Raw genomic sequence first — 21569 nt, 5'->3', positions numbered from 1 at the left:
CTTTTATTTGGAAATATATTGATTAACCAGCATCTTAATAGCTTGAACAACTAAATCTGGTTCATCATTTTGAATGTAATGTGCACTTTTTTCGGCTAATACAAATTCAGCTTTTGAAGAGATTCCTAACATTTCTCGTTGCATATCATTCCATAAGGCTTGTGACTCACTAGAATAATGTGTTTTTTTGCCAGCCGCTAAAACAACCAGCGGAACAGATAATGTCTGTTTCGAGTACTTTACCTGCTGCAAACTCTCCATAAACTCAGAATAGTTCCCTTCCAAGACAAATTGTTGGTTATAAGCATCTTGAAACTCTTTTGGCATAGTTGGAAGAAACCTTTCGCGGTAATCCTCTGGAGTAGTGTCAACCAGTACCAGACCTGCAACGTCCTCAGGATATTCAGTAGCATACAATCTTACATTGACACCACCAAAAGAATGTCCGACGAATATATACGGCGGTTTTAATTCTAAGGTATGTAAAAGTATATGTAGTTCCTTAACCATTTCCCGACTAGTTCGAGGAGAGGTACTTCTTTCGCTTTTACCTAATCCCGCGCGATCATAAACCAAAACTTCAGCAAACTCTGAAACCTCGGAAACAATCAAGTCCCATGCACTTGAGTCATCACCATAACCTGACTCCAACACTACCATTTGGTTTCCACTACCGGTAATTCTAGCAAACAAATGAAAATCACTGATTTTCACTAGCATTTCCTTCGTCATAAATACTACCTCCTACGCTACTTTCTGTTGCTACTACTAAATTTTTACTTTTATGATTTAACCTTCATTGAAAAGATATATATTTCAGGTAAATATATGTTTACCACCGTAGCAATAAATCGAGATCGTATCACTGATAATTGGAGTAAATGTCATAACCCCGACCACTACAGTAGCTTACGTATCCCCTTTCGTAAGATCGTAGAAAATGAAACTTCTTTACTTTAACTACACAATTAAAGAAAGAGAGCTGAGTCAACAATGGTCTTGTTGCTCAACTCTTGCATTCGTTGAATTCATTTTAATTCTTTACTCATTTTTATTTAACGGAAGTAACTTAGCCATAACTAATTGAACAGCAATTAATGTCAAAATAAAATCCGTATAAGGTGTATCAGTTCCTCCTAATACAGTAGCACCAATGAAAAATGTTAAGAATGAAACAATAAGCAAAGCTAAAATATAGGACAATGGATTATTCATTAGAAGACTCCTTTTTAAACACATAGTAGCTACAAATTTTAAAACGTAATAGAGTTATTATCCCGAAATGAAAACTAAGGAAAGGAATTCCTAACTATAGTAAATGTTACTAAGAAAAAGGTTAATCCTAAGACTAAAGCAAAACCTATTCGAGTATTTTTCTTTTGATTGGATAAGGCTGTGTCAACTATAAAGAAAGCACCTACGGAAGCCATGAAAAACACAAATTCTGCTAATTTTGAAGGATATATTAAAAAGCCAATTGCAAGAAAAAACATAAATAATGTGATTTGGTAAGTAAGCTTTACATTTTTTGATTGAAAAATCTTCAAAGCCACTCCTCCTTCTCCAATTAAACCGCTAACTATTAAAAAAGCGATTGTTATTTTCAACAATTACCTACTTTTAACTAAACAAGTAATGCAGAATTGGGGGACATAATAATAGAGTGATAGCAAATATTAGTAACGTTTTTGATACACCTTTAGGTAGCTTTTCTCTACCTTTCCCTATGTACCATCCACTGAATTGAAGTTTATTTCTATATAAAACAAAGATTAAAATAAATACACCAAGAATAGCTGTCCATCCATATTTATCAGTATTGATACCGATAGATGAATATATACCATAAGGAATGCCACCTAAGACTGTTACAAGAATAGCAAAAATAAAAATAATTCTAAGTAATTCTAAAACCACCCGCACAAATCTCATTCCCTTCATAAATTCATTTATAAATTACTTATTACTTAAGTCCTTACTCTATCAAAGCTTTACGAGACAAAGGAAAAGTGTATTTATTTTCATTCTTTCCAACTATGGATGTTCTCTTCTATTCTATTCCTTACGTAATGTTTCTCGCTATTCAAACTGAAATAAAGTGTTTTATAGAAATTCATTATATTTGTTTTGGTTCTAAAAAATTTTAATGAATATCCTTCTACGATGTGAACTTCTTTTATTTTTTTTGATAGGTTGTCTATCCAAGACACCAATACCTCATCTTCCATACCTTTGTCTATAAGAGATTGGATAACAAAAACCAACCTTTCATCTTCATCATCAATATAAATAACTCCATGAAACAAACAGGTACTAATGGTTTCAAGCGTAATCTCATGATACTCAGAACAATACCTTGGGTGTTTTACACACGAGTCCAATAAATCTGCTCCATGAGCTATCGCATGAGCCCACCCCTTTTCATCGACAAAACCCCTTGTATCTTTTTCCAAACCTAAATATAGAACACTCTTATCAAAAACCATAGAAAACTCTTCTTCCGTAAATAACTTTGTTTCACGGTCTTTATTCATCAGACTAGCAATTACTAAGGCTGAAAATGACCTTATAAAGACGGAATCACTGTTATTATCCCCAATGCAGTAAAGTAAATGACTATTACTAAGACACCTATCCAGTATGTATCTAACCTGTTTATTATTTAAATGATCTTCTTGAATCCATTTTGCAAGAGTAGCATAAATTAGCTTATCCCTTAACTCTGAATCTATCGTTCCTATATTATTGAGCATCAGCTCAATTAAATCATCAGTAGGAAGATATACACCACAATGATTTTTCACTTCTATTAATTGCTCTTTTAAACTCATATTTATACCTCACAAACTTTTAGTATCATTCCAAACTAGGTTAAACATCATTCTCAATTATTATAGTAAATAAAGACGCAAAATCGCTTATACAATAAGAATGCGAATATAATACTTTTTAGTGACAGCTTGCTAGACTTAAAGTCCCCGCTATTAGCTACCTCTGAAATTTCAGATAACTCAACTTATATCCAACAATAGATTTGTGGTAATAACTATATGTGACCGCGTATGCTCCGTGAGTGACGAAATCCGCATCTACATTTGGATTATTGAATTTTGAAAAACTCTTCTCAACATCTTCCCAAGTATTCCAGTTGTTGAATTCCTCTACTGATATAAATGTTCGCGCTTCAAAAGATAAATCCTCATATTTTAATGAAGTTGAGTTGTACACTTTATTGTTGAAATCAATTGCACTAAAAACTCTATTGGAGTTGGAAGAGTATAAAAGTGCATAGAAAATACCTAATAAGAGTAATAGTAACGGCATCATAATGACCAATTTCTTTAGTCTCAAAAAACTCCATCCTCCTTAAAATTTCTAATAATCTTGTATTTCTCCATTAGCACGTCAAGGTCTATTAAACGGATAAAATCCTTCTCTTCCATCGTTGTAAAACACACTAAATTGTTCGGCTTTAAAATTAAAATTCCTCTGATCCAATGGGATGTACCAATAGTATGAATGTACTTTATATCTTATATCAAAGTCATTGGTTTGAAGCCGAACCATAGTTACACTATCAGGAGCATATCCATAGTAAATCCCTCTATCTGAAACTGCTATTGAACTGATAAAATCAATACGAAAATCTTCTTCACTTATACTTGGCCTAATAGCAGGCGAAGATGAACCATAGTTATTCCACCCGAAAACTCCCTTTTTATATGATATAGCTTCTATAAAATTTCTAGAATCAACCAGGACAATCCTTTCATTATGATTAACTGGAATGACTTCTAAAATATTTCCTTTAACGTTACGTAGTAACTTTTCAACTGTTGAATTTTGATAATAAGTAATTCCCCAATACACGAAAAAGGTAGTGATAATAATAATTGAAAAAAGAAACTTTTTTTCTATTTTCATAGCAATCCCCCAAAACCGCTTAACTTAGTGCAACTTAATTTTACACCATTTTCCAGTATGTAGAAATACAAAAAAGAGATGCAATTTCGCAACTCTCAATTGAACAAGCTAAACTTGAAATTTATTAGCAACGTAAAATCCTTCAAGCTTCTGTCCATCTCCATACCTATCTTAAATCAATGCAATTTTTCTACTTGTGAAAATCGTTCCTCAAATAGCATCTCAAGCTCTTCTGTTACCTTGACAAACACACGATTGTGCGTAAAATAGAAAACATTTCCTTCCCACTCCTGCCTAACTTCGAGTAAGATGGCATCGTCTCCACGGCGGAGCACTATTAATCTAATGATATTGTCGGAGGTTTGATACTCCTCGCGGTCTGCATCTTGGATAACTGGGCTAGATTTAAGTTGATCGATGACAAACTTTACTTCACTTCCATCATCTACTATTTTTCCTTGCCAGCCCTCGTCCTCTAATACCATGTATTCAATTGTCAGCGGATTTTCATACCAGCTCCAAGGTAAATACGTGACATCATCTTTTTTAAACGTTAGAGGATTAAAAAAGTAAGTGAAATGGAAGAACAGCCAGATACCACCTAAAAGCATCGTGACTACACCAACGATATACCAGTTCCTCTTACTCTTGTTTCTATTAATCATAATGTTTCCTCCCTAAATCCATGCCCTTAAGCTATTCATATGCTATTTGTAATAACAAAAATTTCAATAATTACCTAATACAAAAAATTGATGTTTAATTAACTTTATTCACAAACTCATAGATTTCTTCAACTGAACTTCTGGACAACGAATAGATCGTATGTGTGTCTTTTGTATTCATGATTGTTCCTGCTTTCTCAGTAATCCAAAGAAAATAGCTTTCTTCACCGAGACTGAATTGATACTGCGGGTTTGCCATATTAACAATACCGGGCTCTTTCTTTGAAGTAGCAACTGCTTTTGCAAAAAGTTCAATTCCTTCTTTCGATTCTAAAGAAATTAATATAGTGTTAATGACGGCTTCAGCACCGCTCTCATGTTCAATATCTACTAAAAATGAGTAACTCGCAATACCCTGCTCCCAGGTCGCAAGAATTTCAAAAACAGTTCTTCCTTTATGTGTAATAGTATCTATTTCAGTAAAGGAGCCTGTAACATCGTTATTTTCACCCCACGTCTTGACCTCATATTTAATAGGAGGTGTCTCGAACTCTATAGATATTGTCGTGCCAGAAGTTACTTTCAACGGTTTTCTGTTTTGAACTAAGTTCGGTGGTGCATCCGAGGACGCTTGAACACTTATACTTTTCCCATTATTACAACAAGACGTCCAGCCATATGGGCCAAGTAGACCGTTGACTTCCTCTACCCCATTAGAAATTGTCACCTGTGGTGGATTTTTGTAGATACTTTCTTTCAGTTCTTCATTTTGTTTATTCACTTCACTAAGATAATTCGCTTCATTCGAGCAACCAACTATTATTGATAGCACGATTAATAATTGAAGAAAGAACCTAATTTGCATATAATCCCTCCAAAACGATCTTTCTTTAATAGACGAAATAGAAAGCATAAAGTTTCAGTTTTTTACAGACTATTGCCGATAATGTGATATATAAAATAACTACCAAGGGCAAACATTAACACAATAAGCCGTTGGTGATTTTTGCTAACCTCACTCTAAGATTAACATAAATCTCCAAAGCCGAAGACCAAAATACAGAATCGATGATTGTAATAGGGTTCTTCGTTTGAACCCACCTTTTTTTCGTACTATAATAAAGAAAACGGATATCGGAGGATTACCATGGCCAAACATCGTATCTATACAATGAGTTTTGCAAGTGTCTATCCACATTATGTTACGAAGGCGGAGAAAAAAGGACGTACGAAAACTGAAGTCGATGAAATCATCCTTTGGTTGACAGGCTATAGCCAGGAAGAGTTAGATGCACATTTGGAAAAGCAGACAGACTTTGAGACCTTCTTTGCGGAAGCATCTCAACTAAATCCTTCGAGGGCTTTAATAAAGGGTGTGGTCTGCGGTGTCCGAGTGGAAGACATTGAAGAACCAACTATGCAGGAAATTCGCTATTTGGACAAGCTAATCGATGAGTTAGCAAAGGGAAAAGCGATGGAGAAGATTTTACGGAAGTAAAAATTAATAACGAAGAAACACTTACTCCATTTATACAAGTTGGTTTTTTAAAGCATAGATTTTATATAAAGAAAGTTATTGAGAATTAAGTTTAAAAAAGCCATGAGATTTTGTTTGCTCATGGCTTAACGTTATTATAAACTTATTAATTCATTACCCTGAATAGCAAAGTGTTGAAAGTGATGACTATTTAGACTTAGACTGACACACTCCTGGCGATTATTCCAATCATCAAGTTTCATAGGCTTAATCAACAATGTTTCTACATCTTTCAGCCCATTTGCAAATCCAACATATTTTAATTTACCTTCTTCCTCCCAAAAGAAGTACATATAAAGTGCATCAGATTCAGTAACGGTATTTTTTAACTCCACCCTTATCTCAACTGTTGACTTCATAATCACAGATGGTGAAGCCCCATAAACAGCTATCCTATTTATTTCACCATTCTTCTCTACATACTCTTGAATGGTTCTGCCTAAAATTGTTTTCCTTTGTTCAATTATTTCGGGATTATTAAGCATTAACCTAAGAATTGTGTCACTCTGCTCAACAAGTTCATGAGCTATGGCGATTGAATTGTCTATATTCTCGTTTACCTGTTTATTAACCAAAAACCTTAGGACATCATCACTTAACTCTAGTAACCCAAAGTGGGATCCCCAATTTATCTTAGCAGACGTCCCGTTTAGACTATATTTAATTGTTTTCCCTTTTAAAGTTTTAGGAAGATGTTCTAGGGAAAGATTTGGGATATTACTCATTTTTTTAACAATACCATCACTCCCAAGGCTCTCAAGTTCTAGAATTTCCTTTACATGGTGCATTATCGGTTTGACTAGTGCAAAGTGATTGAAAGATTGATTTGTAAAAAGGATAATTGTTTGTTCGGTAATAAGATTTCTATAGAAACAGGCACTTGTACCATAGTAGCTTGCTCCATTATGACTAACAATCAATTGACCATTAGATTCATCGACTTCCCAGCCGCACCCATAATTATTTAGATACGGAATATACATCAATTCTGTTGTCTTTTTATCAAGAATTTCATAATCTACTAGGGCCTTGTGCCATCGAAACATATCTTCTAAAGTTGAAAGCATTCCGCCAGTCCCCTTTAATGCCCACGTAGGATAGCATTTTTCTAGTGAATGCCCAAAATTATGAAAGTTAACATAACCATGTGAGATTTTAGAGCTATTCCATTTTGGTAGATTATAACCTGTTTCTTTCATTCCTAAAGGAGCAAATATATGCTGATTTAAATATTCCTCGTACTCCTTACCAGTTACCTTCTCAAGTACCATCGTAAGTAATGTAAATCCATCGTTAGCATAATGATACTTCGTTCCTGACTTAGATAGCAGAGGCTGATAATTAATTCTATTTAATACCTCTTCAGTGGTTTCAAATAGGTAATCATCCCCTACGGTGTCCTTAATTCCTGCTGTGTGAGTGAGTAAATGGTGAATTGTGATGTCTTGTTTTTTCTTTACTCCAATTCTGCACATCGCTAAGAATATCTGCAACTCTATCCCCAAATGATAGCTTATTCTCTTGAATGAGCTTCATGATTGCTACTGCAGTAAATGGTTTTGTGATTGAACCCATATCATAGATTGTATCCGTTTGACTTAATATGTTTTCCTTTATGTTGGAAAAACCGTAAGCCTTCTTAAATTCTATTTGGCTACCCTGTCCAACTAGTACCGCACCGGATAACCCAAATGCCTCTACCTCGGATAGATATTTATCTAGTAGCTCATAACCCTGGTTCACTAAAACACTCCTCTTACTTAACTAAAATTGTACTTCATATGGTTTGTCTCATTAATTTTACACATATATAATTTTCCGATTATCTAATCATAAACTTTATAAATTATCTATCAAAATTATCCTCTTCCACTGAATCAATTCCTACAAATACCATCCATTTGCTTTAGGCAGTTTTTTAAACTCTTGCTTATTCTCGATAATCTCACCATGTAAAAATCGCAAGACAAAAATGGCTAACATATCTCTAATTTCTTTATCATAGATATGGCCGGCCCAATGAACTTTGTAGATTTCACCATTCATTTGGATCGTTAAGTAATATTCCGACGCCGGTTCCATCCAAATTGAACTTCCATCCTCACCTTCATATCTTGCATTTTGAACTGTTTCTAAAAGCTCAATTTCTTTCATTTTATAATAGATAGCTTTACGCTCTTTTTTAGTCAACGTTAAACCTGTTGTAATCGTACCATCCAGTACCAGATCTTTCGTATAGGTATTTTCAAATGTATTAATCTCATTCAAAGCACCTACACCATATTTCAATGAAAAATGAAAGTCTTTTGGCATCTTATGGGGCATAATCACTACATTATCTGAAGCCATAAGGTTAATTGCGGTAACAGAGGTATTGGAATTGGAACTGCATCCAATCATTATTGATAATAGTAAAATCATTGGTAAAATAAAAAAATGCCTCAGCCTCATTGACATTCCCTCCTGTCTCACACTTCAAGAAATGGGTGTATTCATTTGGTTATCTTTTTTTTGTATTATACCTAGCAATAAAATAATCCATAATAATGAGTTTGGAATGGCATGAACAAAGAATGATGCCAAAGTGGATCCTGTAAGTTGAGCAATAAAGGGTGCAATTAACATACTCGGCAGCATTCCAACAAAATGCCATTTTAAACAAGCGTGAACAATCCAAGCCCAAAGCAAACCATTTAATACCCAGGCTAGATCGCCAAAGATCGCTACTTGAAGCGGAAGCAAAAAGCCTCGCCACATCATTTCCTCACTAAACATGGCAACTAAATGCAGGGGTATAAATAAAAGTAACAATTTCCAATTACCAGCTAATTTCACCCCAAAAAAATCATGTGGTGGAAAAGTAAACTTATGTAACGGGTTAAAAGGCGCAGGTAAATAGGGTGGTGGAGCAAATGCTTTTTTTCTAGCAAAATATTTGCCTATAGGTTCTAGCAATTGATCTAATAAGATTGTAGCTATAACTGCACCGCCAACCCATAACCAATCACTCCCTCGTAGTGGGTGAAGATGAAACCTCTCGACCACCGCAGATCGTGACAGTTCCATACCATCAATGACGTCTGCCAATGATATGGCCAAGGGCAGTAAAGCGATGACTGGTATCCACAAACAACTCCAAAACGCAAAGATTAGTGGTACGCCTTTCTTTACTAGTTTAGGAGTAAGATAATACAAGCCATAATAAATAAGAAAACCAGGTATAGCAAAAAGTAAAAAATGTAGCCAGATCTCCATATTATCACCCACTAATACATTCAAACGTCAATTTCTCACGTAGTTCTTCAACATCTTTGACAATACAGGTTGGCTTAACCACTTCTAATTCAGCGAAAGTACCATACCCGTATGTAACAGCGATTGAGTCTATTCTCGTGTTGTTTGCGCCAATAATGTCATGCTCACGATCACCGATCATTAAAAATTGATGTTTCTCGAATTCAGGATACTCTTCTAAAATGTATTGAATAACATCAGTTTTTGAAGTTCTCGTACCATCCAAATTACTTCCTACGATAAGGTCAAAATACTGATCTAAACAAAAATGTTGCAGTATTTTCTCGGCAAACACGGTTGGCTTTGAAGTTGCAACGACTACTATTTTTTCTTGATTCTTTAAAGAAGCGAGTAGACTTGAAATTCCAGAATATACTTCATTTTCATACATGCCTTTTTCTCGAAACCGCTCTCTATAGTACTCAATCGCTCTGTTCGTCGTTTCTATATCGAAACCATAGATTTTCGCAAATGACTCTTGAAGTGGTGGCCCAATGAACTTCTCCAGCATATCAAGATTTGGTTCAGAAATCCCTAATTTCGCTAACGAATACTCCACGCACTTCGTAATTCCAAGCTTAGGATCAGTTAGCGTTCCATCTAGGTCAAAAAGAATAACTTTATACATGGAAAACCTCCTTTATTTGTAAGTTTTATTCGTGTTTTTATTATAATTCTCCTTTTTATTCCTAAAATAAAAAGGTTTTATCATAAACATAACATGAAAGACTCATACTAAAAGCATTCATCAAAGAAAAGGAAGTGGTTTCCTTGGGGCATCGCTTTGGAAAAAAAATTCTTAAATGGTTGTTGCTTTTCGGTCTAATAGCTTCACCAATCTCATTACTAGGAAGGAGTTATAAAAACTGGGTTATTCTGTTTTTACTCAACAGCTATGTTAATTTTTTTATAGCTCCAATACTTGCGAAGAAAAAAGTATTGCGTTATCCCGTCCGTTTTTTACCTAAATATTATAAGAGCAGTATCATTTACGACTATTGCTTATGTTCGTTAGTTACAGTTTGGTATTGTCGATTGACTAATCAGGATTCGTTTAAACAGTTAGTTTTAAAGGTATGGCTATTCTCTATCCCACAAGCATTAATGGAGCGCTGGTTAGAACGGCACACACAACTTATCAAATACAGCAAAGGCTGGAATTGGATTTATTCCTTACTTACGATAACATCTGCAAAATTAGTACTTAGATGTTTTTTAATTTTTCTCGATCGCACAGATAAAAAAATGAGCTAAGAAGACTTTCTTCTAGCTCATTCTACTATCAATATTCGGTTGTTCAGTCAGCTTAGTTACCTAAACCTCTCTTAAATTACAGCTAGTTACTCCCTTACTTTAAAGAAGATACAATCTTCAGGAACTCGGCCTCGGGTATTCCTACAGAACTTATCCAATAAAACGGATAGCTATCGCTCTGCAAGTTTGGTTTAATAAATTCATAACTATAGCTAGTTAGCTTCTCGTTAATGTCATAAACCCCTACAAACGGTCCTATTTCTTGTATTCTCCGTGTCGCGTTTCGTTCGTAAGGATCTTCACCACTTTTCTTAAAAGTTAGTAACCCTTCAATATTCAACGCTCTCGATGTAGCATCTTGACTAAATTCTACATACTTTGTTCCGTCTACATTTTGATAAGATATTAGAATAAGACCATCCTTTAGTACAGCTGTCTCTAATTCTAGCTCTGCTGGAATATAGCTAGGAACATAGACCTTATAGTCAAGCTGTTCGATAGCTTTTTTAATAGTCGTTTCATCCCGAGTACAGCCTATTATGATTATTACCATCAATATCAGCATAAAACCTAATCGTTTGTTCATATTATCCACCTTATTCTTTATGTACTACTCATTTCAAAGCTCTTTTACAAGTGCCACACTATTTCTGAAATATTTTGATCATACGACCTTTCATTTCTGCCCCGCATAAATCACATAAACTTGTTCCTTCAGAGAATGAGTAATCAATTAATTATTTCCATAAAAAAATAATCATAATTAATGAACCAAAAAAAAGCAAATTTTCAACCCAAAATGGCATATTACCGCCTCCTAAGATTTTACATCATCTTGTTTCAGAATGGAATCTATTTTTTCTTCTACCATAGTTAAGCGCCTGATGTTTTCCTTTTTATACGTAGGTTTCAAGGTTCCAATTTATCATTTGATACTAAAAAAGGCCCCAAAAATCGAGCCCCCTATACAGCATTACATAGGTCGAGCTTCAATCACAAAGCGATGCTGCCTTACGTCAAAATAACCCTTGTTCTGAATGTGTTGATGGATTTCATATAATCTAGAAATGTATGTTTCTACCTCAAAATTAGGCACTTGCCATGGTACAGCCTTCAAATAGTAAACTAGTGCACCAACATCGTAAAATCGTTGCAGTGGAAATTCCTCTTTCGCAAGAACAATCTTGAAACCATGATTTTCAAGCTCCTTTACTGCATAATCCAAATTCCAATACGCATATTCATCATAAGGAGGTGCCCCAAGCGCATCATTTATTTGCGCACAATCGGTTCCACCAACTTGCTGCGTGATAAAAACGCCTTTGTTACGAAGCACTCTTTTTACTTCCTTCCGGCAATAAGCCTCATGCCGGTTAATAACTAAGTCAAAAAAATCTTTTTCGAACGGGAGCTTATTATCTTCCTCAATTTCATAAACTTGAATGCCCAATGGCTCAAGTCTATTTCTAGCAATCGGAACATTAGGTTTATATGCCTCTGTCGCAAAAACCTTTGGCGGTAGTGGTTTCAGTTTTGACAGTAGCTCTCCACCTCCAGTCCCCATATCAAGCATTGTGTTAGCTTTTGCTAGGTTTGGTACTAAAAGGCTGCCATAAGACCACGTCATCAATTCATTCTGAACACGCCCAGTATTAGTAATATAAGAAAAATCCCAACCACTAAAACTTTCATTCATGTTACGTATATACGTTAAAAACATCTCATCTTTTACCATTCTAATCTACCTCCAATTTTTTTAATTGATTATCATTTTAATATAGGAGGTCCTCTACTACGGTTTTATAACTCATGTTCTAGTAAATTCATCACTTCTCAACCTCATTGGAAAATATTTATAATTCTACCATATTTATAGCATATTATAAAAGCATTGTTTTGTCCTCCTCTCACAGACAAACTTCTTCTTTAAAAACACGAAAATTTTTATGGTAAAAATGTCTTTTCTATATAAACAAATGAAATTAACTGTGTTAAAATGAGTTATACAACATAGAAATATAACAATACAGTTTTGTTCGTGTGTCCTTTCCAGAAAAACATATATCCTTTTAGGAATAACAAACAATTGTAGGAGGAATAAACGTGGCAAAAGTTTTAGATAGTTTCTTAAAAGAAAATTTAGATGACTTAAAATCAAAAGGTCTTTTCAATGTGATTGATCCTCTTCAAAGTGCTAACGGGCCAATCATTAAGATTAATGGAAACGATTTAATTAACCTATCGTCAAACAATTACTTAGGATTAGCTACTGACCAACGCTTAAAAGAAGTAGCAGAAAAAGCGATTGAAGAATTTGGTGTAGGTGCAGGAGCTGTGCGTACGATTAACGGTACGTTAGAGTTACACACAAAATTAGAGGATAAAATTGCTGAGTTTAAACATACAGAAGCGGCCATCGCTTATCAATCAGGCTTCAACTGTAACATGGCTGCTATATCTGCCGTTATGGATAAAAATGATGCCATTTTATCAGATGAGCTAAACCACGCGTCAATTATCGATGGTTGCCGTCTATCAAAAGCAAAGATCATTCGTTTTAATCATTCAGATATGGATCACTTACGCCAAAAAGCAAAAGAGGCTGTTGAAAGTGGTCTTTATAACAAAATTATGGTCATCACTGATGGCGTATTCTCAATGGACGGTGATGTAGCCAAACTACCTGAAATTGTTCAAATTGCTGAAGAATTTGACTTAATTACTTATGTCGATGACGCTCACGGTTCTGGTGTCCTCGGAAAAGGTGCAGGTACTGTCAAGCACTTCGGACTATCTGATAAAGTTGACTTCCAAATTGGAACTCTTTCTAAGGCAATTGGAGTCGTTGGTGGTTATGTAGCAGGTAAAAAAGAATTAATTGAATGGCTAAAAGTAAGAAGCCGTCCATTCTTATTTTCTACTGCCCTAACTCCAGCTGACGTTGCTGCTAGTAAAAAAGCGATTGAGATTTTAATGGAAAGCACAGAGTTACATGACCGTTTATGGGAAAATGGTGACTATTTAAAGAAAGGCTTAAAAGAGCTTGGCTTTAACATCGGGGAAAGTGAAACACCAATTACACCTTGTATTATCGGTGAAGAAAGATTAACACAACAATTCAGCCGTCGTTTATATGAAGAGGGCGTTTATGCGAAATCAATCGTCTTCCCTACTGTTCCTCAAGGAACTGGACGCGTACGTAACATGCCAACTGCAGCACATACAAAAGAAATGCTAGATGAGGCAATTGCGATCTACGAAAAGGTAGGAAAAGAATTAGGGGTTATTTAATAACATTTTTACTATGGGAGAATATAGGAGGTACCGGATATGAAGAAAATTTTATTAACTGGGGCTTTAGGACAAATCGGTTCAGAACTTACTCTAAAAATGCGTGAAATTTACGGAGCAGATAACGTGATTGCTACTGACATCCGTGATAACGGTAGCGACGTTGTTCAATCAGGCCCATTTGAACTGTTAGATGTGACTGATCACAAGGCGATGTTTGATGTTGCGAACAAATACGAAGTAGATACAATCATTCACTTGGCTGCATTATTATCAGCAACAGCTGAAAAAATGCCTTTACTTGCATGGAACTTAAACATGGGTGGTCTTGTCAATGCTCTAGAAGTTTCAAGAGAATTAAACTGTAAGTTCTTCACTCCTAGTTCGATTGGTGCCTTTGGTCCGTCAACGCCAAAAGATCAAACACCACAAGATACAATTCAACGTCCTACCACCATGTATGGTGTTAATAAAGTTTCAGGTGAACTTCTGTGTGACTACTACTACCATAAGTATGGCGTTGATACGCGAGGCCTTCGCTTCCCAGGCTTAATTTCATATGCTACACCACCTGGTGGCGGTACAACCGATTATGCTGTAGACATTTATTACAAGGCGATTGAAGATGCTCGTTACACTTCATACATTGCTCAAGGAACGTATATGGATATGATGTACATGCCAGACGCGTTAAATGCGATCATTAACTTAATGGAAGCAGATCCATCAAAGCTAATTCATCGTAATTCATTTAATGTGACAGCGATGAGCTTTGAACCAGAACAAATCGCAGCTGAAATTAAAAAGCACATTCCAAACTTTGTAATGCAATATGATGTAGACCCAGTAAGACAAGGAATTGCTGACAGCTGGCCAAATTCCATCGACTGCTCTGCTGCCCAAAAAGAATGGGGCTTTAAAGCAGACTACGATCTTGCCAAAATGACTGTTGATATGCTTGAAAAGCTAAAAAAAACCGTAACGGTTTGACAAGCAAGTAATTAAGGTCAAAAGCGCAATAGTGCGCTTTTGACCTTTTTTTTTATACAATATTAGTGTTTTCCAACATAATCCGTTCTCACAACGTACATTCTAAACTATGTAAAAAAACAGCATTGGGGGAACGGTTAATCATATGCTATATTTTCTTAGGTTTAGCAAATCACTCATCAAAGTTATATTCGCTATCATCCTATTTGTTGGGGCTTATATTTCATTGCCAGAATCGAGTTTTGCCTATCCGAATTTAGCCCCTTATGACGTCATTATAGACGTTGGACATGGTGGCGTCGATGGCGGCACATCAGCAGATGGTATCTTAGAGAAAGACCTGAATTTAACTTTTGGAAAAGAGTTGTATTCTGAGTTAAAGAAAAAGTCATACCGTGTTGGCATTACCAGGATTCACGATTATGCATTAAGCGATGATAGCCCTTATCATAATATTAGTCGGCATAATCAAGATTTGAAACAACGAAAAATGATTGCAGATGCACTGAAACCAAAGGTTTTTCTAAGTCTACATATGAATTGGTCTAAAAGCAGTGAACGCAGAGGTCCTGTCGTAATCTATCAAGCAAGCGGAAGAAGTTTTCATTTAGCACAGATTGTTCAACAACATTTAAATGACTATTTCGACCTTCATAAAACTCCAATCAGAGGTAAACATTATTTTCTCATGCAAAAGCTTGAAATGCCTTCATTAATTATGGAGCTTGGATACGTTAGTAATAACGAAGACCTCCAACTGCTAACTGATGAAAAATCTCAACGCCAAATCGTTGCAGCTATCGTTCGTGCAATTGATGAATACTTATTTATATACCCATCCGATCTGCCATAAACAAACGATAAGGCGTGAGAATTAATCTCATGCCTTGATTATTGGATCTGAAAGAAAATCCCTTATTTTAGAAAAAATGCATCTAATCCTCCAGATTATTTTACTACCTGTTTTCTTATTTCTTTTTACTAATACAACAGGAATTTTAGTTTTTACTAGAGAGTATTATCCTGATATTGATACTACCGTTGGTGTTAGCAGTTATTACAAATGTATTCTTAATAAACAAACTACAAATAAAAGTAGCGCTACTTCCAAAGCTTAGTGTCTTACCTGTTCTTTTTTTATGATTTGCCGTTATTGCGATGTTTGCTGCTCAAGGGCAATTACTTCTTGATAACCTAAATTTATTATGGCAACTACTAATACCACTCCTTCTCTTTTTCGTCATCAACTTTATCGTTGGACAAAAAATAGGGCAGACCATGAAGTATTCGTATCAAGAGCGCAAGTTTAAGCATGACTACACTGGCGAGAAATTTACCTACAGCGTTGGCAATAGCAATGATTGCATTCCTAGATCAACCTTTGATAGCCTTAGCGTTAATTATAGGGCTATTTTAGAACTTCCTATTCTTGCTATTATTACTCAACTCATCTTGTACTTAAAAGGAAACTCCTTAATTGAGTAATCTCTACGCCAAATCATATATAATCTTAACTCAAAAAAGAGGATGTCACCAAGTACATCCTCTTTTTCCATCAACGAACCTTTTAATATTTTCAATTGTATTCATTCAGTTTCATTTGTCTCATTTCTCTACTATAAAACCAAAAACAGAGAACGATGGTTATCAATTCCGAAAACCCAAATATATAAAGGATTTCCCATCCTTGTGGACGACCAAATAGGACCCAGACTTGATAAGGAAGAAATGCTAGTAGAAACAAAAGCACAATACCTAATGGAACCATTAGTGAGTTTTGTTTAATCTGGTTTGATATCGACATCGACTTTGCTTTTTTCTTTTCTAATAAAGCAAGACCTTTTATCATTAGTAGCAATAAAATAATACCCGCTATCAACAGTAGCCAGTTCAAATATATCAACTCCTTATAAATCTACGAACCTCATTTTCTACATTAATTTTAACATTAATTTCCTTTTACTAAAATAAAAAAACAAGTATAGCCTCTATACTTGCCTTATTGCTAAGTAATCGTATTAATACTAATCTTACCTATTCGGATACTCACAAAGTTCAATTAACGTACCGTCTGTTGAGATCGGATTTATATAAATAAGTCTTCTTCCCCGTGCATTGACTCGCAGAGTGTCTTCTAGAAACCTAACTCCTTTATTTTTTGCCTCTAGTATCGCTTTGTCCAAATCGTCAACTCGATACGCAAGATGATGCACCCCTTTGCCTCGTTGTTTAAGAAACCGAGCAATTGGTGAGTTCTTGTTTGTCGGCTCTAGTAATTCAATGATTTTATCCTCAGTTTTGACAACAGCAACATGCACCTCAACGCCTGGTGCTTCGCTTGTATAACGATCCTCTAATACCCCATTCAGTACATCCAGATAGAAAGGCAGAGCGTCGTCAATTCTTCTTACGGCTACTCCTACGTGATCTAACATATAGTTCATAACATTTCCCCCAAACAATATTCTAACATCTCAAGTATACCCTTTTTTTCGAGCACGCTCTCCATTTATACAACACAATTTATTTGAATTCGAAAAATTCCGAAATGACACATTGAACAATTTCGAAATAAGTGGTACGATATTTTTGAAAATATCAATTTCATGAACTTCGAAATGAGGTAATTAAATGCTAAAGGAAATCCATCCGTCTGTAAGTGTCCTTATCTCCCCTGCAATTGAACTTCTTGCAGCAATGTTTCGGACCAATTGTCACGAAAAGCTCAGTAATGATAGTGATAACGTTCCGATAGAGTTAGAAAAGTGGGTAAAGAAAACAAGATCTTCATTAACACCAGAAATGAAGTCGGAACTTGAGGTATTTTTCAGTTTTGAAAGTTTCTTTGGATTAACCCTTATCCCTAATACAATAATTTCGGAACAAGCCGAAGAAATTGAAGACTTTTTATCCTATTTAAAAAACATGTCTCCACTAGAATTAATTACGATGTTTACACACTCAGGATACGGCACCCAACGAAAAATACCAACGCACGTAGAAGATCCTGCGACACTAGCACCTTTCATCAAAGAAATGAATTTTCCTGAAGTAGAGAAATGGAAGCTAACCTACTTGTGTGCGAATGCAGAGGATAGTAAAAAACGTTTAGTACAGTTAATTGAAGGATTTTATCTTCAATACTTTCTTCCTGAACTGGAACTTTTAACGCAAATTCATTATGATAGCCTACTTGAGTTAGAGAGTGAATTAATAGATGATCCGCAGCAAAAAATCGCCAAGTTATTAAGAATCGATTACGACTACAACCAAGAGAAAATCATTTTCATTCCTTCATACTTTTACGACAGTAGCTCTTGTACTTCCTATCAGGACGAATCTCAACAACTGTTTTTCGTTTATGGCGTTCGGTCCATTCACATTAATCTTCATGAAAAACTGAATGAAGAGAAACTATACGAGAGATTCAAGGCTTTAGCCGATGAAAATCGAATGAAGATGATTAAGATCCTAAATTCAACACCATGTTCGGGATATGAACTTGCCCATAAATTAGGACTCTCTAATTCGACGATCTCTCATCATGTCTCAATACTATCTTCCCAAGGGTTCCTTTCAATTACCAAACAAGAGAAAAAGAACCTTTATACAGTAAATAAAGACTTAATAAAAGCTACACTAGAGTCAATGTCTACATTTTTGACTGACTAATAAATCATGTAAGGAGTAACAAATGAAATGAGAACTTCATTGTGGAAAAATAAAAATTTCGTACTACTCTGGGGTGGTCAGACCGTATCTAAATTAGGGGATCGCTTTCTACAAATCGCCCTTATGTGGTATATCTATACCTCAACAGGATCTTCACTAGCACTCGGTATTAGCTTAATTTGTTTTACAATTCCAATGATCTTCATACAACCAATCGCAGGTACATTTGCAGATCTGAATTATAAAAAACACATCATTGTAGCCAGTGATTTCCTGAATGGTCTTTTAATGCTCGTAATTGCGGCTTTCTTGTTTACCGGTCATTTGCCTTTGGTAGGCTTATATGGACTTATTGCGCTATCTTCTGGAATAACAGCCTTTTTCACACCAGCCATTCAGGCGTCAATTCCCCTGATCGTGGAAGAAGAACAACTGCCAAAAGCCAACTCCTTAAATCAGTTTAGCATGCAAATGAGTAATATAATAGGACCGGTATTAGCAGGTATTCTCATTGGCATCACTGATATTTGGGTACTACTTGTGATAAATGGTATTTCATACTTATTCTCTGCTTTTACCGAGTTTTGGATTTCAATTCCAAACGTGAATTTGGATACAGAAAATAAGGGTTTCAACAAACGTTTTAAAGAAGGTTTTACTTACCTATTAACAAATACTCAGCTACTTTATCTTGTATTTGTTGGTGGTGTCATTATTAATTTCTTTCTAGCACCGCTTCAGGTATTCATAACCATTTTAAGTAATGACATCCTTCAAGTAGGTTCCACTGGGTTTGGAATAATCAACACATCTATTTCCGTTGGAGCTATTGTCGGAGTTTTCTTGATCTTTTTACAAGTATTTAAAGACAAATATAAAATGGTGGTCATCGGTTTATCTCTTGAAGGTGTCTCTCTACTTTTATTAGGTACGATCCCTACGTTTGTAATTGCGATAGTATCATCGATCATCCTCGGATTAGGTGTCGCCTTAGCTAGTACTGGTATAGGAACCCTTTATCAAACGATCATTCCTAAGGATAAAATGGGCCGCGTCATGGGACTAGTCTCAACGATTTTATTAACCGTTGTCCCGATCGGAACACTATTCGGCTCTTTTATCATTAATTACTATGCTGTAAATCATATACTTATCGTATTTGGAATTATTGTACTTCTATCTAGTCTTTCGTTAATTTTCCTAATTTTAAAGGTGTCAACTAAAACTCAAATTGATCAGTTACATGAAGCTTAAGTTCAAACCTTAAAAATAGTTAAAGGGTGCAAGCTTTGAAGTGCAAAGCGAACAAGAAAAAGGATGATTTTTCTACCAGGTTTCGTTAACTATCGTTAAATTTATCCAATAAAATACACGCCAAATTGTAATGCATATTGCGGGTGCAATTTAGCAAATACAAGGAATGGACCAGTTCTGGAAACTGGTCTATTCCTTGTATTTATTTTCAATTGCTTCTTCAATTAACGCACCCAGTTACTTGAGGAGGCTTCTATTCTTTGTTGCTCGTGACAAATCGTATAAACCAATATAACGCAATCCAAGGTAGAATGTTTCGAGTTGCCCATTCAACAAAACCTTTAATAATTGCAAACCCATCATAATTTAAAATAGTTAAGAGAATAAAAATTAACAATAAACCTACTGTACCATAAAAGGAATATTTCATTTATTTCTCCTTTCTTATTGTGTTAAATTGCTCTCTTGTAATTAAACTCCATAAAAAGACGTTTATTCCTTCCTGAATAAACGCTCGTAGTTAGTACCACAACAGGAGCATCAGATTGTTCGGCTAAAGCTCTCCTAAAACTTTTTTTTATAAATAATGGTAATTAGGGAGTATATAAATCCTACTAATCCAAAAATAATTAGTGCGGTCTCTTTATTTAATATATAACCACTTAGTTCTACCCATTCTGGGTATGTCATATAAAAGATTAATTGTCCGATAACAACACCCAAGATACTAAAAAATGGTGTCTTTAAAATTCCCCAAAATATCTTATATTTCTTATCTGTTGATAGCAGGTCTGTCACTATTGTTATAGGTAAATAGATGATAAGGAAAATAATAAAACCCATTTTTACGCTACTATAAAATCCTACTTGTACGTGTTCAAATGGATAGACTTTTTTACTTTCTAAATTTTCCAAAAGACTAAATCCTAAAGCAAATAACATGACGTAAAATAGTCCTAGAATAGATAAACGTTTTATAGTTTTCAATAGGTCACTTCCAATCAGCAACAGTAGTTATCTCAAGACAACTTCTTCATTCGTTAATCTCCCCTTTAGCGACACAAACGTTGTAATCGCTTGTTCCACTAAAGCTTATCGTTACTTAAAGAACGTCAATCGTGGTACTCTACGTTGGCTGGAATCACATCGATTTCTTCTTAATTGAAAAAGGAAAGAAATAAAGTATTGTAAAAAATATCAATAATGAACTTAACATTGAAACCCAAAAGTTAAAAAATCTATCTAAATCAAATAATGGAATTACATATACGCCAGGTAAATTAATAAATAAAATAATAAACATAATATCCATAAATTTCTTTTCTAACTGATGCTCTGTTCCACAGGTTTTACATAATGTCGATTTTTTACTAAAAGGACTCCTAATGTCTTTTTTCGCAAATTGCTGTTCACAATTCACACATTGGATATTTCTTTTCATAAAACGATAAATCACATAAATTATAAATAAAAAAATCATAAAAAAGAGAAAAATTTCATCGGGAATTTCTATAGAAAAAATTACATATAACAAATTATCCCTCCCCTAAACTAAACTGTTCGCTCGTACACAACGGCTGTTACAGCCTGTTCCACTAGTCGAGTAGAAGAGAACCTCTCTACCTTTCGGTAGATTGTGATCTCCCCCCTCACAGAACCGTGCTTGCACTATTAATGCACACGGCTCC

At 35.0% G+C, this 21569-nt stretch carries 28 protein-coding genes; 7 read left to right on the top strand and 21 right to left on the bottom strand.

The features are described from left to right. Positions 1–3: 3 nt before the first annotated feature. From DS745_RS03170 to DS745_RS03135, 9 genes are all read right to left on the bottom strand, one after another. The gene (locus tag DS745_RS03170; protein WP_129076745.1) at positions 4–732 is read right to left on the bottom strand and encodes an alpha/beta fold hydrolase; all 729 of its coding nucleotides are present in this window, start codon (positions 730–732) and stop codon (positions 4–6) included. A 309-nt stretch (positions 733–1041) separates the two neighbouring features. After that, the gene (locus tag DS745_RS24475) at positions 1042–1215 is read right to left on the bottom strand and encodes a hypothetical protein (protein ID WP_161568159.1); all 174 of its coding nucleotides are present in this window, start codon (positions 1213–1215) and stop codon (positions 1042–1044) included. Positions 1216–1289: 74 nt separating this feature from the next. Then, entirely contained in the window at positions 1290–1607 is a 318-nt protein-coding gene (locus tag DS745_RS03165; protein ID WP_129076744.1) for a hypothetical protein, read from the bottom strand. A gap of 13 nt (positions 1608–1620) precedes the next feature. After that, positions 1621–1932: a hypothetical protein gene (locus DS745_RS03160; protein ID WP_241657697.1), complete on the bottom strand. Its 312-nt coding sequence runs from the start codon at positions 1930–1932 to the stop codon at positions 1621–1623. A gap of 89 nt (positions 1933–2021) precedes the next feature. After that, a complete protein-coding gene (locus tag DS745_RS03155; protein WP_129076742.1) occupies positions 2022–2831 on the bottom strand; it encodes a DUF2785 domain-containing protein in 810 nt (269 codons plus the stop codon). A 157-nt stretch (positions 2832–2988) separates the two neighbouring features. Further along, entirely contained in the window at positions 2989–3351 is a 363-nt protein-coding gene (locus DS745_RS03150) for a hypothetical protein (RefSeq protein WP_129076741.1), read from the bottom strand. A gap of 54 nt (positions 3352–3405) precedes the next feature. Next, complete coding sequence (locus tag DS745_RS03145; protein WP_129076740.1) at positions 3406–3924, bottom strand: hypothetical protein; 519 nt, start codon at positions 3922–3924, stop codon at positions 3406–3408. Between the two features lie 176 nt (positions 3925–4100). Next, positions 4101–4589, bottom strand: coding sequence for a hypothetical protein (locus DS745_RS03140; protein ID WP_129076739.1), 489 nt, complete (start codon positions 4587–4589; stop codon positions 4101–4103). A 94-nt stretch (positions 4590–4683) separates the two neighbouring features. Continuing rightward, positions 4684–5454, bottom strand: a complete 771-nt coding sequence (locus DS745_RS03135) for a YhfM domain-containing protein (RefSeq protein ID WP_129076738.1) — start codon at positions 5452–5454, stop codon at positions 4684–4686. 282 nt (positions 5455–5736) lie between these two features. Here DS745_RS03135 and DS745_RS03130 point away from each other — a divergent pair, with 282 nt between their 5' ends. After that, positions 5737–6087 (top strand): DUF2200 domain-containing protein, encoded by a 351-nt coding sequence (locus DS745_RS03130; RefSeq protein ID WP_129076737.1) that lies wholly within the window; start codon positions 5737–5739, stop codon positions 6085–6087. Between the two features lie 134 nt (positions 6088–6221). Here DS745_RS03130 and DS745_RS03125 read toward each other — a convergent pair whose 3' ends face one another. The 5 genes from DS745_RS03125 to DS745_RS03105 all read right to left on the bottom strand — a co-directional run bounded on the left by DS745_RS03125 (position 6222) and on the right by DS745_RS03105 (position 10048). Further along, entirely contained in the window at positions 6222–7619 is a 1398-nt protein-coding gene (locus DS745_RS03125) for a serine hydrolase domain-containing protein (protein WP_129076736.1), read from the bottom strand. Next, positions 7528–7869 carry a serine hydrolase domain-containing protein gene (locus DS745_RS03120; RefSeq protein ID WP_129076735.1) on the bottom strand — a complete coding sequence of 114 codons (342 nt, stop codon included), beginning with the start codon at positions 7867–7869 and terminating at the stop codon, positions 7528–7530. The genes DS745_RS03125 and DS745_RS03120 overlap by 92 nt, the downstream gene beginning before the upstream one ends. Before the next feature lie 141 nt (positions 7870–8010). After that, on the bottom strand, positions 8011–8577 hold the full coding sequence (locus tag DS745_RS03115; RefSeq protein ID WP_129076734.1) for a hypothetical protein: 567 nt from the start codon (positions 8575–8577) through the stop codon (positions 8011–8013). Positions 8578–8601: 24 nt separating this feature from the next. Then, positions 8602–9381, bottom strand: a complete 780-nt coding sequence (locus tag DS745_RS03110) for a CPBP family glutamic-type intramembrane protease (protein WP_129076733.1) — start codon at positions 9379–9381, stop codon at positions 8602–8604. 4 nt (positions 9382–9385) lie between these two features. Beyond that, entirely contained in the window at positions 9386–10048 is a 663-nt protein-coding gene (locus tag DS745_RS03105) for an HAD family hydrolase (protein ID WP_129076732.1), read from the bottom strand. Positions 10049–10182: 134 nt separating this feature from the next. Here DS745_RS03105 and DS745_RS25485 point away from each other — a divergent pair, with 134 nt between their 5' ends. Next, positions 10183–10674, top strand: coding sequence for a CBO0543 family protein (locus DS745_RS25485; protein ID WP_421721798.1), 492 nt, complete (start codon positions 10183–10185; stop codon positions 10672–10674). A gap of 94 nt (positions 10675–10768) precedes the next feature. On the opposite strand, the gene DS745_RS03100 is transcribed toward DS745_RS25485, so the two are convergent. Further along, a complete protein-coding gene (locus tag DS745_RS03100) occupies positions 10769–11260 on the bottom strand; it encodes a hypothetical protein (protein WP_129076731.1) in 492 nt (163 codons plus the stop codon). Positions 11261–11647: 387 nt separating this feature from the next. Further along, complete coding sequence (locus tag DS745_RS03095; RefSeq protein WP_129076730.1) at positions 11648–12409, bottom strand: class I SAM-dependent methyltransferase; 762 nt, start codon at positions 12407–12409, stop codon at positions 11648–11650. A gap of 368 nt (positions 12410–12777) precedes the next feature. Here DS745_RS03095 and DS745_RS03090 point away from each other — a divergent pair, with 368 nt between their 5' ends. The 3 genes from DS745_RS03090 (at position 12778) to DS745_RS03080 (ending at position 15808) form a co-directional block, all read left to right on the top strand. Beyond that, positions 12778–13965 carry a glycine C-acetyltransferase gene (locus tag DS745_RS03090; protein ID WP_129076729.1) on the top strand — a complete coding sequence of 396 codons (1188 nt, stop codon included), beginning with the start codon at positions 12778–12780 and terminating at the stop codon, positions 13963–13965. 39 nt (positions 13966–14004) lie between these two features. Then, positions 14005–14955: an L-threonine 3-dehydrogenase gene (locus DS745_RS03085; RefSeq protein ID WP_129076728.1), complete on the top strand. Its 951-nt coding sequence runs from the start codon at positions 14005–14007 to the stop codon at positions 14953–14955. A gap of 226 nt (positions 14956–15181) precedes the next feature. After that, on the top strand, positions 15182–15808 hold the full coding sequence (locus DS745_RS03080) for an N-acetylmuramoyl-L-alanine amidase family protein (RefSeq protein ID WP_161568158.1): 627 nt from the start codon (positions 15182–15184) through the stop codon (positions 15806–15808). 723 nt (positions 15809–16531) lie between these two features. On the opposite strand, the gene DS745_RS03070 is transcribed toward DS745_RS03080, so the two are convergent. Next, positions 16532–16849, bottom strand: a complete 318-nt coding sequence (locus DS745_RS03070; protein ID WP_129076726.1) for a hypothetical protein — start codon at positions 16847–16849, stop codon at positions 16532–16534. A 136-nt stretch (positions 16850–16985) separates the two neighbouring features. Next, entirely contained in the window at positions 16986–17399 is a 414-nt protein-coding gene (gene mce, locus DS745_RS03065; RefSeq protein ID WP_129076725.1) for a methylmalonyl-CoA epimerase, read from the bottom strand. A 187-nt stretch (positions 17400–17586) separates the two neighbouring features. Between mce and DS745_RS03060 the strand changes: the two genes are divergently transcribed. Further along, entirely contained in the window at positions 17587–18627 is a 1041-nt protein-coding gene (locus DS745_RS03060; RefSeq protein ID WP_129076724.1) for an ArsR/SmtB family transcription factor, read from the top strand. A gap of 27 nt (positions 18628–18654) precedes the next feature. Beyond that, positions 18655–19881 carry an MFS transporter gene (locus tag DS745_RS03055; protein ID WP_129076723.1) on the top strand — a complete coding sequence of 409 codons (1227 nt, stop codon included), beginning with the start codon at positions 18655–18657 and terminating at the stop codon, positions 19879–19881. A gap of 253 nt (positions 19882–20134) precedes the next feature. Here DS745_RS03055 and DS745_RS24470 read toward each other — a convergent pair whose 3' ends face one another. The 3 genes from DS745_RS24470 to DS745_RS03045 all read right to left on the bottom strand — a co-directional run bounded on the left by DS745_RS24470 (position 20135) and on the right by DS745_RS03045 (position 21415). Then, the gene (locus DS745_RS24470; RefSeq protein WP_161568157.1) at positions 20135–20311 is read right to left on the bottom strand and encodes a hypothetical protein; all 177 of its coding nucleotides are present in this window, start codon (positions 20309–20311) and stop codon (positions 20135–20137) included. Between the two features lie 134 nt (positions 20312–20445). Next, a complete protein-coding gene (locus DS745_RS03050; protein WP_129076722.1) occupies positions 20446–20868 on the bottom strand; it encodes a hypothetical protein in 423 nt (140 codons plus the stop codon). A 154-nt stretch (positions 20869–21022) separates the two neighbouring features. Continuing rightward, positions 21023–21415 (bottom strand): hypothetical protein, encoded by a 393-nt coding sequence (locus DS745_RS03045; RefSeq protein ID WP_129076721.1) that lies wholly within the window; start codon positions 21413–21415, stop codon positions 21023–21025. Positions 21416–21569: the final 154 nt, after the last annotated feature.

Source organism: Anaerobacillus alkaliphilus (assembly GCF_004116265.1).
Taxonomy (GTDB): domain Bacteria; phylum Bacillota; class Bacilli; order Bacillales; family Anaerobacillaceae; genus Anaerobacillus; species Anaerobacillus alkaliphilus.
The sequence above is the reverse complement of the archived record's forward strand: the minus strand, read 5'-3'. Positions and strand labels throughout refer to the sequence as shown.